Annotated in this window: 11 protein-coding genes and 1 pseudogene; 5 read left to right on the forward strand and 7 right to left on the reverse strand. The window is 68.0% G+C overall.

Features of this window, described 5'->3' with window-relative positions; translation table 11 throughout:
• The first annotated feature begins 402 nt into the window (after positions 1 to 402).
• Entirely contained in the window at positions 403 to 3903 is a 3501-nt protein-coding gene (gene dnaE, locus FVA80_RS04885; RefSeq protein ID WP_147909308.1) for a DNA polymerase III subunit alpha, read from the forward strand.
• On the opposite strand, the pseudogene FVA80_RS04890 reads toward dnaE, so the two are convergent.
• A pseudogene (locus tag FVA80_RS04890) lies at positions 3900 to 4043 on the reverse strand (L,D-transpeptidase family protein); the annotation flags it as partial. The gene dnaE and the pseudogene FVA80_RS04890 sit on opposite strands and share 4 nt — an antisense overlap.
• Positions 4044 to 4394: 351 nt before the next feature.
• On the opposite strand from FVA80_RS04890, the gene FVA80_RS04895 reads away from it, so the two are divergent.
• The gene (locus tag FVA80_RS04895) at positions 4395 to 5309 is read left to right on the forward strand and encodes a manganese catalase family protein (protein ID WP_147853587.1); all 915 of its coding nucleotides are present in this window, start codon (positions 4395 to 4397) and stop codon (positions 5307 to 5309) included.
• A gap of 349 nt (positions 5310 to 5658) precedes the next feature.
• On the opposite strand, the gene FVA80_RS04900 is transcribed toward FVA80_RS04895, so the two are convergent.
• Entirely contained in the window at positions 5659 to 6291 is a 633-nt protein-coding gene (locus FVA80_RS04900; protein ID WP_246692266.1) for a hypothetical protein, read from the reverse strand.
• 260 nt (positions 6292 to 6551) lie between these two features.
• Between FVA80_RS04900 and FVA80_RS30315 the strand changes: the two genes are divergently transcribed.
• Positions 6552 to 6695 carry a hypothetical protein gene (locus FVA80_RS30315; protein ID WP_162886512.1) on the forward strand — a complete coding sequence of 48 codons (144 nt, stop codon included), beginning with the start codon at positions 6552 to 6554 and terminating at the stop codon, positions 6693 to 6695.
• 3 nt (positions 6696 to 6698) lie between these two features.
• On the opposite strand, the gene FVA80_RS04905 is transcribed toward FVA80_RS30315, so the two are convergent.
• Together FVA80_RS04905 and FVA80_RS04910 are read right to left on the reverse strand one after the other, a co-directional pair.
• Positions 6699 to 7394, reverse strand: coding sequence for a gamma-glutamylcyclotransferase (locus tag FVA80_RS04905; protein WP_187193594.1), 696 nt, complete (start codon positions 7392 to 7394; stop codon positions 6699 to 6701).
• A 19-nt stretch (positions 7395 to 7413) separates the two neighbouring features.
• Positions 7414 to 7815: a hypothetical protein gene (locus FVA80_RS04910; RefSeq protein WP_147909309.1), complete on the reverse strand. Its 402-nt coding sequence runs from the start codon at positions 7813 to 7815 to the stop codon at positions 7414 to 7416.
• A 145-nt stretch (positions 7816 to 7960) separates the two neighbouring features.
• Between FVA80_RS04910 and recO the strand changes: the two genes are divergently transcribed.
• Positions 7961 to 8680: a DNA repair protein RecO gene (recO, locus tag FVA80_RS04915; protein WP_147909310.1), complete on the forward strand. Its 720-nt coding sequence runs from the start codon at positions 7961 to 7963 to the stop codon at positions 8678 to 8680.
• 160 nt (positions 8681 to 8840) lie between these two features.
• Positions 8841 to 11087 (forward strand): DNA topoisomerase IV subunit A, encoded by a 2247-nt coding sequence (parC, locus tag FVA80_RS04920; RefSeq protein ID WP_147909311.1) that lies wholly within the window; start codon positions 8841 to 8843, stop codon positions 11085 to 11087.
• A gap of 9 nt (positions 11088 to 11096) precedes the next feature.
• Here the strand turns inward: parC and FVA80_RS04925 are convergent, their stop codons facing one another.
• The 3 genes from FVA80_RS04925 to gltX all read right to left on the reverse strand — a co-directional run bounded on the left by FVA80_RS04925 (position 11097) and on the right by gltX (position 15010).
• Positions 11097 to 12170, reverse strand: coding sequence for an AlkA N-terminal domain-containing protein (locus FVA80_RS04925; protein WP_246692267.1), 1074 nt, complete (start codon positions 12168 to 12170; stop codon positions 11097 to 11099).
• Positions 12065 to 13354 (reverse strand): citrate synthase, encoded by a 1290-nt coding sequence (gltA, locus tag FVA80_RS04930; RefSeq protein ID WP_147909312.1) that lies wholly within the window; start codon positions 13352 to 13354, stop codon positions 12065 to 12067. Before gltA ends, FVA80_RS04925 begins: the two co-directional genes overlap by 106 nt.
• Positions 13355 to 13582: 228 nt before the next feature.
• Entirely contained in the window at positions 13583 to 15010 is a 1428-nt protein-coding gene (gene gltX, locus FVA80_RS04935) for a glutamate--tRNA ligase (RefSeq protein WP_147909313.1), read from the reverse strand.
• Between the last annotated feature and the right edge of the window lie 58 nt (positions 15011 to 15068).

Raw genomic sequence — 15068 nt, forward strand, 5'->3', positions numbered from 1 at the left:
ATGATGTAAAGCCGCAGGCACTGCACCGCTCACGCCCCTATCGCCAGAACAAAACATGAACATAATGGAGACGGAACACGGGAGGCGCGACGATGCTGAAGCGGTTGGTCCTGACCGGGATGGTCGAGTTCATGGCCTTCGGGATGCTGTTTGCGGCGGTCGGCGCCTGGGCAATAGCTCTGGCACCGGTTCGTTAGCCAGGTTCTCCCTTTCGGGGCCGAGTTCCGGCCATGCGCGGCTTATGCACAGGCGATCGAGCCGGCCGTGCCGATTATCCACAGAGGGCGCCCGAACTGGTGCGCCGGGAGCACGACCGGTGGATATCGTCAGGTTCGGCTCAGGCATACGTCGACTTGGCAAGGCCGAGCGGGGATGTTGGGCGACCCCGGATCAAGGTCGGCCATGCCACGCCAGCTCAAGGAGGTCGGATTCGTCCACCTCCACGTCCATTCGTCCTATTCCCTCCTCGAAGGGGCGCTGAAGGTCGGCTCCCTGGTCAAGGCCGCGGTCGCCGACCGGCAGCCGGCCCTGGCGCTTACCGACACCAACAATCTGTTCGGTGCGCTGGAATTCTCCGAGAAGGCGGCCGGAGAGGGTGTCCAGCCGATCGCCGGGGTGCAGCTCTCGGTGGCGTTCGAGGCGGCCGACCCGCACCAGCGCACGGCTCCGACGAGCCACGGCGTCGTGCTGCTCGCCCAGGACGAGACCGGCTACGCCAATCTGCTGCGTCTGGCGAGCCGCGCCTATTTCGACACCGCGCTCGGCGAGGCGCCCCGAGTCGAAGCCTCCGCCCTGGCCGAGGCAGGGGCCGGCTTGATCGCGCTCACCGGCGGTCTGTCGGGGCCCCTCGACGCGGCGTTTCGGGCCGGGCGACCCGAGCTGGCGCTGAGCCGCCTCGGGCAGCTGAAAGCGGCCTTCGGCGAGGACCGGCTCTACGTCGAGATCCAGCGCCACGGCTCGCCCGAGGAAGGTCGGATCGAGACGGCGCTGCTCGACATCGCCGGCCGGCACGGTCTTGGAATTGTCGCGACCAACGAACCGTTCTTCGCCAAGTCCGACGATTACGACGCCCATGACGCGCTGCTCGCCATCGCGGACGGACGGCTCGTCTCGGACGAGCGCCGGCGCCGGGTGACGCCACGTCACGCCTTCAAGACCCGCGCCGAGATGGCCGAACTGTTCAGCGACCTGCCGGATGCGCTTCAGGCCACCGTCGAGATCGCCATGCGCTGCGCCGTGCGGGCGCGGACCCGCAAGCCGATCCTGCCGAACTTTTCGAAGGTCGTGGCGGAGGCGATCGCCGAGGATCACGCCGCTGAACCTGGCGTCGCGTCAGTCGCAAACGAGCCGACCGAGCTGCGCCGGCAGGCCGAGGCCGGGCTGGAGCTGCGGCTGAAGCAGCACGGCACCGCGCCGGGTTTCTCGGAGGACGATTACCGCAAGCGCCTCGCCTTCGAGCTCGACGTCATCGTGTCGATGAAGTTCCCGGGCTACTTCCTGATCGTCTCGGACTTCATCAAGTGGGCCAAGGACCACGACATCCCGGTTGGTCCCGGCCGCGGCTCCGGCGCCGGCTCGCTGGTGGCCTGGTCGCTGCTCATCACCGACCTCGATCCGCTGCGCTTCGGCCTGCTGTTCGAGCGCTTCCTCAACCCCGAGCGCGTCTCGATGCCGGATTTCGACATCGATTTCTGCGTCGAGGGCCGCGAGCGCGTGATCCGCTACGTGCAGCAGCGCTACGGCGAGCGGCAGGTCGGTCAGATCATCACCTTCGGTACGCTGCTCGCCCGCGGCGTGCTGCGCGATGTCGGCCGCGTGCTGGAGATGCCCTACGGGCAAGTCGACAAGCTGACCAAGCTCGTCCCGCAGAATCCAGCCAACCCGGTGACGCTCGCACAGGCGATCGAGGGAGAGCCCAAGCTCCAGCAGGCCATGGAGGAGGAGCCGATCGTCGCCCGGCTCATCGACATCTCCAAGAAGCTCGAGGGCCTGCACCGCCACGCCTCCACCCACGCGGCCGGCGTGGTGATCGGCGATCGGCCCCTCGAGGAGCTGGTGCCACTCTACCGGGACCCGAAGACCGGAATGCGGGTGACCCAGTTCAACATGAAGTGGGTCGAGCAGGCGGGCTTGGTGAAGTTCGATTTTCTGGGCCTGAAGACGCTTACCATGCTGCGGTGCTGCACCGACCTGCTGAAGCAGCGTGGCATCGAGATCGACCTCGCGAGCCTGCCGCTCGACAACGAAGAGACCTACAAGCCGATGGGCCGTGGCGAGACCGTCGGGGTGTTCCAGGTGGAATCCGCCGGCATGCGCAAGGCGCTCTGCGAGATGCAGGCCGACCGGTTCGAGGACATCATCGCCCTGGTGGCGCTCTACCGGCCGGGCCCGATGGCCAACATCCCGGTCTATTGCGAGCGCAAGCTCGGCCGCGACGCCGGCAACGAGGCGTCCTGGTACCCGGATCCGAAGCTGGAGCCGATGCTGAAGGAGACCTTCGGCATCATCGTCTACCAGGAACAGGTGATGGAGATCGCCAAGGTCCTGGCCGGCTACTCGCTCGGCGAGGCCGACATGCTCCGGCGCGCCATGGGCAAGAAGATCCGCGCCGAGATGGATGCGCAGCGCGATCGGTTCGTGAAAGGCTGCATCGAGCGCGGGCTGATCAAGGCCAAGGCCAACGAGATCTTCGACCTGCTCGCCAAGTTCGCCGATTACGGCTTCAACAAGAGCCACGCGGCGGCGTACGCACTGCTGACCTACCAGACTGGATACCTGAAGGCGAACTTCCCGGTCGAGTTCCTGGCCGCCGCCATGACGCTGGACATCGACAACACCGACAAGCTCGCCGAATTCCGTCAGGACGCGCAGCGGCTCAAGATCACGGTGGAGCCGCCCTCGATCAACACCTCCGGCGAAGTGTTCGAGGTGCGCGACGGCAAGATCTTCTACGCGCTCGCCGCCATCAAGGGCGTCGGCCGCGAAGCGGTGCGGGCGCTGGTCGAGGCGCGGGGCGACCGGCCGTTCAAGGACCTGGCCTGCCTCGCCCGGCGGCTCAACCCGCGGATGATCAACAAGCGCACCCTGGAGAGCCTGGTCCAGGCCGGCGCCCTCGATTGCATCGAACCGGACCGCGCCCGGGCCTTCGCGGCGGTCGAGCCGATGATGAAGCTGGCTGCCAGCGCCGCAGAGGCCGCCTCCACCGGCGTCACCGACATGTTCGGCGGCGTGGTCGCGGACGACGTATCCCTGCGGATCCCGCCGCACGAGGTCTGGCCGATGGCCGACACCCTCAAGCGCGAATACACGGCGATCGGCTTCTTCGTCTCAGGCCACCCGCTCGACGAGTACGGCGACCTTCTGGACAAGCTGCGGGTGCAGAGCTGGGCGGATTTCTGCCGCTCGGTCCGGGCCGGGACCAGCAGCGTCGGCCGCGTGGCCGCCTCGGTGCTCGACCGGGCAGAACGGCGGACCAAGACCGGCAACAAGATGGGCATCGTCACCCTGTCGGACCGGACCGCCCATTTCGAGGCGATCATCTTCTCCGAGGGACTCGGCCAGTACCGGGATATCCTTGAACCGGGCCGACCCCTGGTGCTCCAGCTTCAGGCGAACCTGGAGGGCGAGGACGTGCGCGCCCGGATCCTCACCGCGGAACCGCTCGATCACGCGGTCGCCCGGCACCAGAAGGGCATTCGCATTCATCTGAGCGACCCGCGCGGGGTCGCGCCGGTGCAGCAGCGGCTTTCGATGCGCGGGGAGAGCGAGGTCTCCCTGATCCTCAAGCTCGATGGCGGCGGCCGCGAGGTCGAGATCCGGCTTCCGGGCAAGTTCCAGGCCTCGCCCCAGCTCGCCGGCCTGCTCCGCACCGTGCCGGGGGTGGTGCAGGTGGAGGTGAGCTAACTCGCCGCTGAGCCACCTGCCGCCAGCACCACCGCCCGCGTACCGCCCGGCACGCGGGCGTACAGGTCGATGATGTCCGGGTTCAGGAACCGCACGCAGCCCGAAGACACCATGGTCCCGATGGTCTGGGGTTCCGTCGTGCTGCGGAAGGGACCGGCGACGCAGGGTGCCGCCGTGGTCGAGGTGCATCCAGGCTGCCCGACGGTGGTTGCCGGCCCCAAGAAGCACCGAGCCCCGCAGCCTCAGGACCGCGCCGGACGTCGGCGGCATGATCGAGGAACGCAGCTGATCCTGCCGGATTGACCTGTTGCGGATGTCATCGATCGGGGCGTGCGGCGACGCCATTCTGAGAATATTCTTCTCCGGCTATCGAGGTGCCGTAGCTGAAACGTTCCTGCGGGGACGGCAAAAGAAGCTCGGTCGCAGGCAGGAACATGTATGTCCCTCGCTGGTAGGTCCCATGCGCACCTGGCGCAAACGGAGCTGCCCGCATGTTCATGAAGATCGACCGTCTGCTGACGGAGCTACCGGAGCCGAAGAAGCCCGAGCCCAACGCAGCCGCCGCCCTGCAGGAACTGCTCGGTGGCAAGTACGGCGAGATGTCGACCCTCGGGAACTACATGTTCCAGAGCTTCAATTTCCGCAACAAGACCAAACTTCGGCCTTTCTATAGCCTCGTGTCGAGCATCTTCGCTGAAGAGATCGGACACGTCGAACTCGTCTCGACCGGCATCGCCATGCTGAACAATGGTCCAGGCAACCCGAAGAAGGACGTCGACATCTCCAAGGCACCGTTTGCCGAGATGCAGGATGTCCGCCTCGCCGGCAGCTTCCTGGCGAATGGCGGCGGCGCGATGCCGATGAATTCCAACGCCGCGTCCTGGAACATGGACATGGTCACGACGACCGGTAACCTGATCATCGACCTGCTGCACAACTTCCACTTGGAATGCGGTGCCCGTATCCACAAGCTGCGGGTCTACGAGACCATGTCCGAGCCGACCGGCCGGGAAGTCTGTGCCTACCTTCTGGTCCGCGGCTCGCTGCACGCCCATGCCTACGCACTGGCCCTGAAGAAGCTCACCGGCGTCGAGATCGAGAAGATGCTGCCGACCCCGAACATCGATCTGTCGCGGGTCCCTGAGTGTCAGAAGTACCTCGACGAGGGAAAGCACCGGCGCCTCTACACGTTCAGCGAGGCGGATTATCAGGAAGCTGCCGGCGTCTGGTCGAACGACGAGGTGGCGCTGCCGGGCGACCCGCCGGGCAACCTCGAAGTGGTTGATGGCTATCCCGAGGGCGGCAAGATTCCGGAACTCGATGGCAACTACGGGGCCTTCGCGCCGGATTACGCGCCGGAAGAAATCTTCGAGATCGCCAGCAAACTCTACAAGAAGGGGCGCTGAGTCCGCTCCTCTTGGGGCCCTTTGCCGGCGCCAAGCCATCAAGGAGGCCGCCCCGGACAGGGTGAAGCGTCTTCGTCTCCTCGGAGCAGGATGTCGAGCCGTCCTGCCTCCCCCTGCCGGACAGGGCGTTCGGCATCGTGGTCTGGGATTGATCGTTCGATCCCAGACCACCCACGTGTGTCTTGCCGCCGGAGCGCCCGACGGGCAGTGCGGGTTCGACGGCAGAGTACACCGTCGACGCACGAGACGACGTGCAGCGAGCCACTGTAGCTTGACTCCAGATCCAAGCGCCCGGTGCCTTTGAAGGCCCGACGCTTAATTCAGATGTCGCAGTCGGTGCCAAGCGCCGTTACGGCACCGCGAGGCAGCTGTTCAGCGCGGCCTTCAACGCTGCCGCATCACCTTCCGCCACCGAGAAGCTCCCCACCAGGGATTGGTCACCGGCGCGTGGGCTCGTCTGCGTCCAGGTGATTCGGGTCCCGGGCTGGGCAAGCGCCAGGGCGATGCCGCGCAATGGGTCCTCTCCCCGGTGGCCGCCGGTCACCGTCAGGGTGATCTGCTTGTTGGGATCGGTCGAGACAGCCCCCTTCGCTGCCATCCGCACGGAGCGGACGCTCCCCGCGCTCGACACCAGGATGCTGGTGAGCGGTGGTCCTCCTCCGTCGAGGCGGGCCACATCGAACCCATCCGCTAAATCCGTGAAGCGCTGGACCGTCAGGACCGCCGACAGGCCGGCCCCCGCGGGGTCGCAGGCAAGCCGCAGGGTCGCGGGACGCTGACCGGCGCCCAGAGTGGCGTTGCCGGCGAGTTCCACGGCGCCGGCCATCGGCCGCGACCCGTCCGGCAGGAGAGGCGTCCCCCCGGTCAAGACGTCGGACAGCCGGAAGCCGTGGGGCCAGGGGCCCGCGGCCAGCACTGCGACCGCAACCACCAGAATCGCCAGAGCCACACCGATCCTCAGCCGCATCCTGTCCTCGCCCATGGGGATCCTGGGCCGGCGGCATAAAGCATGAGGCGTGAAAGTCGAATCCAGCCTTTCGGAATCGCCATGCGATTTCAAGGAACTAAGGCGTCCTGCCAGGGTCGCGCGGGAACGGGCTACCCGAGACGATCGCGGCCGGCCAGCAACGATTCGTTCACCACGATCCATGGAAATGCCCACAACCACAGCCTGTGAGCCTGTCGGCAACTTCGTAAAAACCGATCGATCCTATGCACCCTCGCTCAACCCTGAGCGTTGCGATGCGCACCAAGATCCTCCTCGCCCTCACCCTTGTCGTCTATCTCACCACCGGGCGGGCGCCGGGTATCCGCGAGCCGCGCAACCCGGATACCGAGCATGCGGGCGGCCGTGTGGTGATCGCGATGAAGCGCGCCTGGTCTTGAGGCTCACTGCCGCGCCGCACGGGCCTTGAGCCGCGCAGCCACGAAGGCCTGAAGGCTCCAGAGGTGGCGGTCGCGGATACCGAGCCGTTCGCAAGCCTCGACGGTCCGGAACAGGTACTCGGCGCTCGGCCCGGCATGCCCGCGGGCGGCCGCGATCTTGTCAGCGATGTCCGGGTCCGAGAGACGGCCCGCGTAGCGCTCGTTGGCTCGGTTGGCCAGGAAGGTCAGCGCCGAGACGGTCCCGGCCTCGGTCGCCACCAGCAGCCAACGGGCGACATAGCCGCGGCCGCGCATCTCCCGCCGCCAGACCGGCATCAGCGCCTCGCGGATCTCCGTCCCCGGCAGACGGAACACGACGCCCTTGCACAGGCCGCCGCGATCCAGCGCCAGGACGAAACCCGGCCGCTCCGGGGTGCCACGGAACCGCCGTTGGAGCAGACAGAAGCGGCGGTGGAAGCCCCGCACGGTCCCGATCCGGCTCTCGGCCACCGGAAATTCCGGCCGCCACATCAGGGACCCGTAGGCGAACACCCAGAGGTCATGCCCCTCCCGCCCGGCCGTGATCGCTTCGAGGCCGGGACGCAGCTCCGCATCGCTGAGCAGCTCGAGTGCGCTCGGATCGTCCGGGACCGGGGTGGCGTGGGCGCGCACGATCAGATCGAGGCTGAGGTCCAGGGTGCGCGCGTGTATCGAGGGCATGGCCATCAACGCGGCCGGCTCACCGCGCGTTGCCGAGGGCGTCCAGTTCCGGGAACGGCTGGCTGCGATGGCCGGTGCAGACCTCGTCGTCGTCGATCACGTCCAGCCGGTCGGCAGCGTAGCGCATCACCGCCTTGGGCCGCTCGGGCTTGCCGAAGGTCCGGCCGCTCATCCGGCTCGACACGCAGTAGATCGTCCGCCCGCCATCCTCGATCGGCCCGGCGAGCCGGCTGCCCGCGAAGCGCACCGGCAGCAGCGAGACCGAACCGAAATCGACCTGTTTCAGAGCGAGCGCGGCAAGCCGCTGCTTCAAGGCCGGGGAGGGCGCTTCCGCGGCAACGGGCTTCGCCGCCTTGTTCGCAGCCCGCGCGCCGGTGAGCGTCAGGGCCAGGACAAGAACCGGAACTGCGGCGCGGCGCATGGGCGTGATTCCTTTACGGCCACGCTAAAGCTGCGCCGCCGGCGCGCAAAGGCGGCGTGGCGGCCGAGGAGCGCTTATATGGAGATCTCTTGCGGATCACCGGCGTTCGCCGACCCGCGCCACGCCCACCGGTCACGGGAACTCGATGCAGTGGACCGACGACGCCCTCGTGCTCGGCTTGCGCCGGCACGGAGAGACCGGCGTCATTCTGGAAGCGATGACCGAATACCACGGGCGCCATCTCGGCCTCGTGCATGGCGGACGTTCGCGCCGGATGCAGCCAGTGCTTCAGCCCGGCAACCGGGTCCGGCTGAGCTGGCGGGCGCGGCTCGACGAGGGGCTCGGCGCCTACACTGTGGAGCCGCTGGAATCCCAGGTCTCGCGGATGATCGGGTCGGGCATCGCGCTCTACGGGCTCGGCCACATGGCGGCGCTGCTGCGGCTCCTGCCGGAGCGGGATCCGCATCCGGCTCTCTACGAGGCGGCCGGCGTGCTGGTCGAGCACCTCGACGACCCGGCCGTCGCGCCGCCCCTGATGGTGCGGTTCGAGCTGGAGATCCTGTCTGAGCTCGGATTCGGCCTCGACCTGACTGCCTGCGCAGCGACCGGCGGCAACGACGCGCTGGCCTACGTCTCGCCGAAGAGCGGCCGGGCGGTCAGCGCCTCGGCTGGGGAGCCGTTTCGCGATCGGCTGCTGGCGCTGCCGACCTTCCTGCACGCGGGCGGATCCCCGGGGCCGGACGGTGTTGCCCAAGGGTTTACCTTGACGGGATACTTCCTCGACCGGCACGTCTGGGGTCCGCGCGGCCTCGCCGCGCCGGAAGAGCGCGCACGATTCGTTGCGCTCGGTCACGAGGCCGAGTAATGTTCGCTTTATGTTCTAGAGACGGCCGAGCCGGGGGCGACTGAGCCCCGGTTGAAACCAACCCCGTCATTCCGGGCTCGCCGACGGCGCCACGGAATGACGAATCGCGCGTTGAGGCGGTGCTGCCGGTCGGCGGCCCTGCCCTGAGACAGGAGCCGTCATGGGCCAGCCCTTCGAGCCGCCGTCCGGCGACGGGATCGAGAGCGTCGAGCTGAAATCCGCGCTGGAAGAGCGCTACCTCGCCTATGCGCTCTCCACGATCATGCACCGGGCGCTGCCGGATGCCCGCGACGGGCTGAAGCCCGTGCACCGGCGCATCCTGTACGGCATGCGGCTGCTTCGCCTCGACCCGAACACCGCGCACAAGAAATGCGCCAAGATCGTCGGCGACGTGATGGGTGACTTCCACCCACACGGCGACCAGGCGATCTACGACGCGCTGGTGCGGCTCTCTCAGGACTTCGCGCAGCGCTATCCGCTGGTCGACGGGCAGGGCAATTTCGGCAATATCGACGGCGACGGCCCGGCCGCCTACCGCTACACGGAGGCCCGGCTCACCGAGGTCGCGCGGCTGCTGCTCGACGGGATCGACGAGGACACGGTTGATTTCCGCCCGTCCTACAACGGCGAGAAAGACGAGCCGGTGGTGCTGCCGGCGGCCTTCCCGAACCTGCTGGCCAACGGCAGCCAGGGCATCGCGGTCGGCATGGCGACCTCGATCCCGCCCCACAACGCCGCCGAGCTGTGCGACGCGGCGCTCTACCTGATCAGCCATCCTGGGGCGACGTCAGCGCAGCTCAACAGCTTCGTCCAGGGGCCGGACTTCCCGACCGGCGGCATCCTGGTCGATTCGGCGGAGTCGATCACCGAGGCCTACCGGACCGGCCGCGGCGCCTTCCGGGTCCGGGCCCGGTGGCACAAGGAGGATCTCGGCCGCGGCACCTGGAACATCATCGTCACCGAGATCCCGTACGGCATCCCGAAGGGCCGGCTGATCGAGAAGATGGCAGAGCTTCTCCAGGAGAAGAAGCTGCCGCTGCTGGCCGACGTACGCGACGAGTCGGCCGAGGACGTCCGCGTTGTGCTGGAGCCGCGCTCGCGCACGGTCGATCCCGTGATCCTGATGGAATCGCTGTTCCGGCTGACCGAGCTGGAAGCCCGCATCCCGCTCAACCTCAACGTCCTGGTCGGCGGCCTCGTGCCGAAGGTGATCGGGCTCACCGAATGCCTGCGGGAATGGGTCGACCATCGCCGCGTGGTGCTCCAGCGCCGCTCGCGCCATCGCCTCGGGCAGATCGACAGGCGCCTGGAGATCCTCGGCGGACTGCTGATCGTCTATCTCGACCTCGACGAGGTGATCCGCATCATCCGCGAGGAGGACGAGCCGAAGCCGGCCCTGATGGCCCGGTTCGAGCTGACCGAGATCCAGGCCAACGCGATCCTCGACACGCGCCTCCGGTCCTTGCGAAAGCTCGAAGAGATGGAGCTGAAGCGCGAACTGGACGCACTCACCGCCGAGAAGGCGGAGATCGATGCGCTGCTCGCCTCCGAGCCAGCGCAATGGAAGGCGATCCAAGCCCAGATCCGCGCCGTGAAAAAAACCTTCGGGCCGGAGACCAAGCTGGGCAAGCGCCGCACCACGCTCGCGAGCCCGCCGGATGTCGGCGGCATCGATTTCACGGCAGCCTTGGTCGAGCGCGAGCCGATCACCGTGATCGTCTCGAACAAGGGCTGGATCCGGGCGCTCAAGGGGCACGTCGCCGACCTGTCAGGGGTGGCGTTCAAGGGTGACGACGGCCTGAAGATCGCCTTCCCGAGCGAGACCACTCAAAAGATCCTGCTGCTCGCCTCGAACGGTAAAGTGTTCACCATCGAGGCGTCGAAGCTGCCGGGCGGGCGCGGCTTCGGCGATCCGGTGCGGCTGATGGTCGATCTCGACGACGGCACCGAGGTGGTGGCCGCGCTGCCCTACAAGCCGGAGACCAAGCTTCTGATCGTGGGCTCGGATGGGCGCGGCTTCGTGGCGCCGTCGGACGCGCTGGTGGCCAACACCCGCAAGGGCAAGGGCGTGCTCGGCCTCGACGGCGACGCGGCGGCCGTGGTGCTCGTCCCCGCCGACGGCGATCACGTCGCGGTGGTCAACACCGAGAAGCTGCTGCTGATCTTCCCGATCTCGGAGGTGGCCGAACTCTCCCGGGGCAAGGGCGTCCGGCTCCAGCGCTGCCGCAGCGGCGGCCTCACCGACGCGCACGTCTTCCGGCTGGCCGACGGTCTGCCCTGGCAGGACGGCTCACCCGAGGGGCGGCTCGCCAACGCGTCGGTTCTCGAGAAATGGCTGGGTCACCGCGGCGAGGTCGGCCTGATGATGGCGCGCAGCTTCCCGAAATTCGAGCGGTTCGGGCGGTGAGGGGCAGCATTACCGCTCGCGCACAAAAGCCTCGTCGGCGGCCCAGAGATGCTGGGCCGCGTAGGCTCTGAACGGGCGCCATGCCTCGGCCCGGGCGAGGAGTGCGGCCGGGCTGGGACGGCCGGTGGCGGTCTCGAGGGCGCGGAGAAGGCCAATGTCGCCCACCGGCAGGGCGTCCGGCAGCTTGAGCGCCCGCATGGCGATGTACTGCGCGGTCCAGGGGCCGATCCCGCGGATCGCCGTGAAGCGCAGCACCGCATCCTCCAGGGTCCCGGCCGGGGCGAACAGGTCCGGGTTCGCGAGCGCGGCGGCCGCCAGCGCCCGGATCGCTGCGCCGCGGGCGCGGGGCATGTTCAGCGCGAGCGCCACGTCGGCCTCGACCAGTTGAAGCGGCGTCGGAAAGACATGGGTCAGGCTGCCCGCCGGCTCTGCCAGCGGCGTCCCGAATGCGGCGACCAGCTTTCCGGCGAGCCGGATCGCGGCCTGAACCGAGACCTGCTGGCCGAGGATCGCCCGGCATCCGGTCTCGAACGGGTCCCACGCGCCGGGCAGCCGCAATCCTGGCCGGGCCGCCACGAGTCCGGCCAGGGTAGGGTCTCGGGACAGGCAGGCCGCGATCGCGGCCGGATCGGCGTCGCAATCGAACAGGCGGCGGAGGCGCTCGGCGACCTCAATCCCGGACGTGACGTCGAGGCCCTGGAGCGTCGCGTCCAGGCCGGCATCGCCGAACGCGACCGCGACGATGCCGGGCCGTCCGCCGATGCAGACCGTGCGCGCGTAGGATTGCGCGCCGGGCTCGGCCGCTTCGACCCCAAGGATGGCTCGCTTCGCCAGGAAGGCGCGGATCGACGGCCAATCATAGGGTTGCCGACAAGGGATGCGGAGCGTGACGACCGCCCCGCTGACCAGGACCGGCCAAAGCGAGAGGGGCGGCCCTTCGGCCGCCCCCGGTGTCGCTTCGGGTTCGATGGCTCGGCTCAGCCGCGCTCGTCGACCGGCACGTAGTCGCGCTGCGCCGGGCCGACATAGAGCTGGCGCGGACGGCCGATCTTCTGCATCGGGTCCTCGATCATCTCGGCCCATTGGGCGATCCAGCCGACGGTGCGCGCCACCGCGAACAGCACAGTGAACATGTCGGTCGGGAAACCCATCGCCTTGAGCGTGATGCCCGAATAGAAATCGATGTTCGGGTAGAGCTTCTTCTCGATGAAGTACTCGTCCTTGAGGGCGATCTGCTCCAGTTCCATGGCGACGTGGAGCAGCGGATCCTCCGTCTTGCCGAGTTCCTTGAGGACCTGGTGCGTGGTGCTCTGCATGATCCGGGCGCGCGGATCGTAGTTCTTATAGACCCGGTGGCCGAAGCCCATGAGGCGGAACGGGTCGTTCTTGTCCTTGGCCTTCGCGACGTACTTGCCGACGTTCTCGGGCGTGCCAATCTCCATCAGCATCTTCAGCGCCGCCTCGTTGGCGCCGCCATGGGCCGGCCCCCATAGGCACGCGATGCCGGCCGCGATGCAGGCGAACGGGTTCGCGCCGGACGAACCGGCGAGCCGCACGGTCGAGGTCGAGGCGTTCTGCTCGTGGTCGGCGTGCAGGATGAAGATCTTGTCGAGTGCTTTCGCGAAGACCGGATTGACTTCGTAATCCTCGCACGGAACCGCGTAACACATCCGCAGGAAGTTCGAGGTATAGTCCAGATCGTTCTTCGGATACACGAAGGGCTGGCCGATAGAGTACTTGTAGGCCATCGCGGCCAGCGTCGGCATCTTGGCGATCATGCGGATCGACGCGATCAGCCGCTGGCTCTCGTCGGTGATGTCGGTCGAGTCGTGGTAGAAGGCCGAGAGCGCGCCGACGGAGGCGACCATCACGGCCATGGGGTGGGCGTCACGCCGGAAGCCGGTGAAGAACCGGTTCATCTGGTCGTGCACCATGGTGTGGCGCGTGACCCGATAGTCGAAATCGGCCTTCTGGGCGGCGGTCGGCAGCGTACCGAACAGCATCAGGTAGCAGGTCTCGAGGAAGTCGCCCTTCTCGGCGAGTTGCTCGATCGGGTAGCCGCGATAGAGCAGCACGCCCTCATCGCCGTCGATGTAGGTGATCTTCGATTCGCACGAGGCCGTCGAGGTGAAGCCCGGATCGAAGGTGAAGGCGCCGGTCTTGGCGTAGAGCTTGCCGATGTCGATGACGTCCGGGCCGATCGTGCCGGACTTGACCGGCAGTTCGATCTCCTTGCCGTCCACGGTGATGGTGCTGGATGCGCTCATGGAACGTGGACCCTTCTCTGGCGACGTGGCGGATGCCGGCCTCGGGCTGCCCGAGTCGACCCCGGGGCCGGAGCACGCCGCGCGTCATGTTGCGGGTGCTCACAGGCCATGGGTTACCCAAACGGCAGTGCAGCAGCAACGGGGTCGGTGACAACCGACCGCCATCGCCAAGCAAAATCCAGTACCAAGCGAAATCCGGGCCGAGGCGCGCAGTTCCTTCCCGCCCGCTCAGCCCTGCGGCACCTGATCGGCGAGGCGCGCCAGGGTCTCGGATCGTCCGAGCACCGCCATCACGTCGAACAGGGGCGGGGAGGTGGTGCGGCCGGTGAGTGCGGCCCGCAGGGGCTGGGCCACCTGCCCAAGCTTGCACCCGGCTGTCTCCGCATACTGACGCACCGCACCCTCGGTCGCCGCCGCGCTCCACTCGGGCAGCGACTGGAGATCCGGCAGCACCCCAGCCAGACGCGCCCGGCCCTCGTCGGACAGGAGCGTCCGGGCCTTGTCGTCGAGCACCAGGGGACGCTGGGCGGTGAGGTAATAGGCGCTGTCGAGCAGTTCGATCAGTGTCTTGGCCCGCTCTTTCAGGCCCGGCATGGCCTGGATCAGCTGGTCCTTGAGGGCTGGCTGGAGCGTCGCCGGGAGGCCGCGCTCCGGGCCGACGTTCGGCAGGATCGTCTCGAGCGCGGCGACCAGATCCGCATCGGCGCTGCCTCGGATGTAGAGTCCGTTGAGGTTGGCGAGCTTGGCGAAGTCGAACCGCGCCGCCGAGCGCCCCACTGCGCGGAGATCGAAGGCCGTGATCATCTCGTCGGTGGAGAACACCTCCTGGTCGCCGTGGCTCCAGCCCAGTCGCACGAGGTAGTTGCGCAGCGCCTCCGGCAGGTAGCCGAGGTCGCGGTAGGCCTCGACCCCGAGCGCCCCGTGGCGCTTCGACAGCTTCGCCCCGTCGGCGCCGTGGATCAGCGGGATATGGGCCATCCTGGGGATGTCCCAGCCGAGCGCAGAGAAGATCTGGCTCTGCCGGGCCGCGTTGGTGAGGTGGTCGTCGCCGCGGATGACCTGGGTGACGCCCATGTCGTGGTCGTCGACCACGACGGCGAGCATGTAGGTCGGCGTCCCGTCCGAGCGCAGCAGGACGAGGTCGTCGAGATCGCGGTTGGCCCAGGTCACCCGCCCCTGCACGGCATCCTCGACCACCGTCTCGCCCTCGATGGGCGCTCGCAGCCGGATCACCGGCCTGACCCCGGCAGGAGCCTCGGACGGGTCGCGATCGCGCCACCGCCCGTCGTAGCGCGGGGCCCGGCCCTCGGCTCGGGCGGTCTCCCGCATCTGCGTCAGTTCCTCCGCGGAGGCGTAGCAATGGTAGGCGCGGCCGGCGGCCAGCAGCTCCTCGGCGACCGCGCGATGGCGCTCGGCGCGGGCGAACTGGAAGACCACGTCCCCGTCCCAATCGAGGCCGAGCCAGGACAGGCCGTCGAGGATCGCGTCGATCGCGCCCTTGGTCGAGCGTTCCCGGTCGGTATCCTCGATGCGCAGCAGCATCTTGCCGCCGGTGTGGCGGGCGTACAGCCAATTGAACAGCGCCGTGCGGGCACCGCCGATATGGAGGTATCCGGTGGGCGAGGGGGCGAAGCGCGTGACGACGGCTGAGGACATCGGGCCGATATGTTCGGGGGCGAAGGGCGACGGGGCGGTGCAGGGCGTCAGGGCGGCG

Origin of the sequence: Methylobacterium sp. WL1 (genome assembly GCF_008000895.1) — a bacterium.
In the GTDB taxonomy this organism is placed as follows: Bacteria; Pseudomonadota; Alphaproteobacteria; order Rhizobiales; family Beijerinckiaceae; genus Methylobacterium.

Excerpts from the sequence above, each read along its gene's own strand:
- FVA80_RS04910 (WP_147909309.1), bottom strand. The coding sequence starts at position 7,815 with ATGCGCCGCGCCGCAGTTCCGGTTCTTGTCCTGGCCCTGACGCTCACC.
- parC (WP_147909311.1), top strand. The coding sequence starts at position 8,841 with ATGGGCCAGCCCTTCGAGCCGCCGTCCGGCGACGGGATCGAGAGCGTC.
- gltA (WP_147909312.1), bottom strand. The coding sequence starts at position 13,354 with ATGAGCGCATCCAGCACCATCACCGTGGACGGCAAGGAGATCGAACTG.
- FVA80_RS04925 (WP_246692267.1), bottom strand. The coding sequence starts at position 12,170 with ATGGGCCGAGATGATCGAGGACCCGATGCAGAAGATCGGCCGTCCGCG.
- FVA80_RS30315 (WP_162886512.1), top strand. The coding sequence starts at position 6,552 with ATGCGCACCAAGATCCTCCTCGCCCTCACCCTTGTCGTCTATCTCACC.
- FVA80_RS04900 (WP_246692266.1), bottom strand. The coding sequence starts at position 6,291 with ATGGGCGAGGACAGGATGCGGCTGAGGATCGGTGTGGCTCTGGCGATT.
- FVA80_RS04905 (WP_187193594.1), bottom strand. The coding sequence starts at position 7,394 with ATGCCCTCGATACACGCGCGCACCCTGGACCTCAGCCTCGATCTGATC.
- FVA80_RS04895 (WP_147853587.1), top strand. The coding sequence starts at position 4,395 with ATGTTCATGAAGATCGACCGTCTGCTGACGGAGCTACCGGAGCCGAAG.
- dnaE (WP_147909308.1), top strand. The coding sequence starts at position 403 with ATGCCACGCCAGCTCAAGGAGGTCGGATTCGTCCACCTCCACGTCCAT.
- gltX (WP_147909313.1), bottom strand. The coding sequence starts at position 15,010 with ATGTCCTCAGCCGTCGTCACGCGCTTCGCCCCCTCGCCCACCGGATAC.
- recO (WP_147909310.1), top strand. The coding sequence starts at position 7,961 with ATGCAGTGGACCGACGACGCCCTCGTGCTCGGCTTGCGCCGGCACGGA.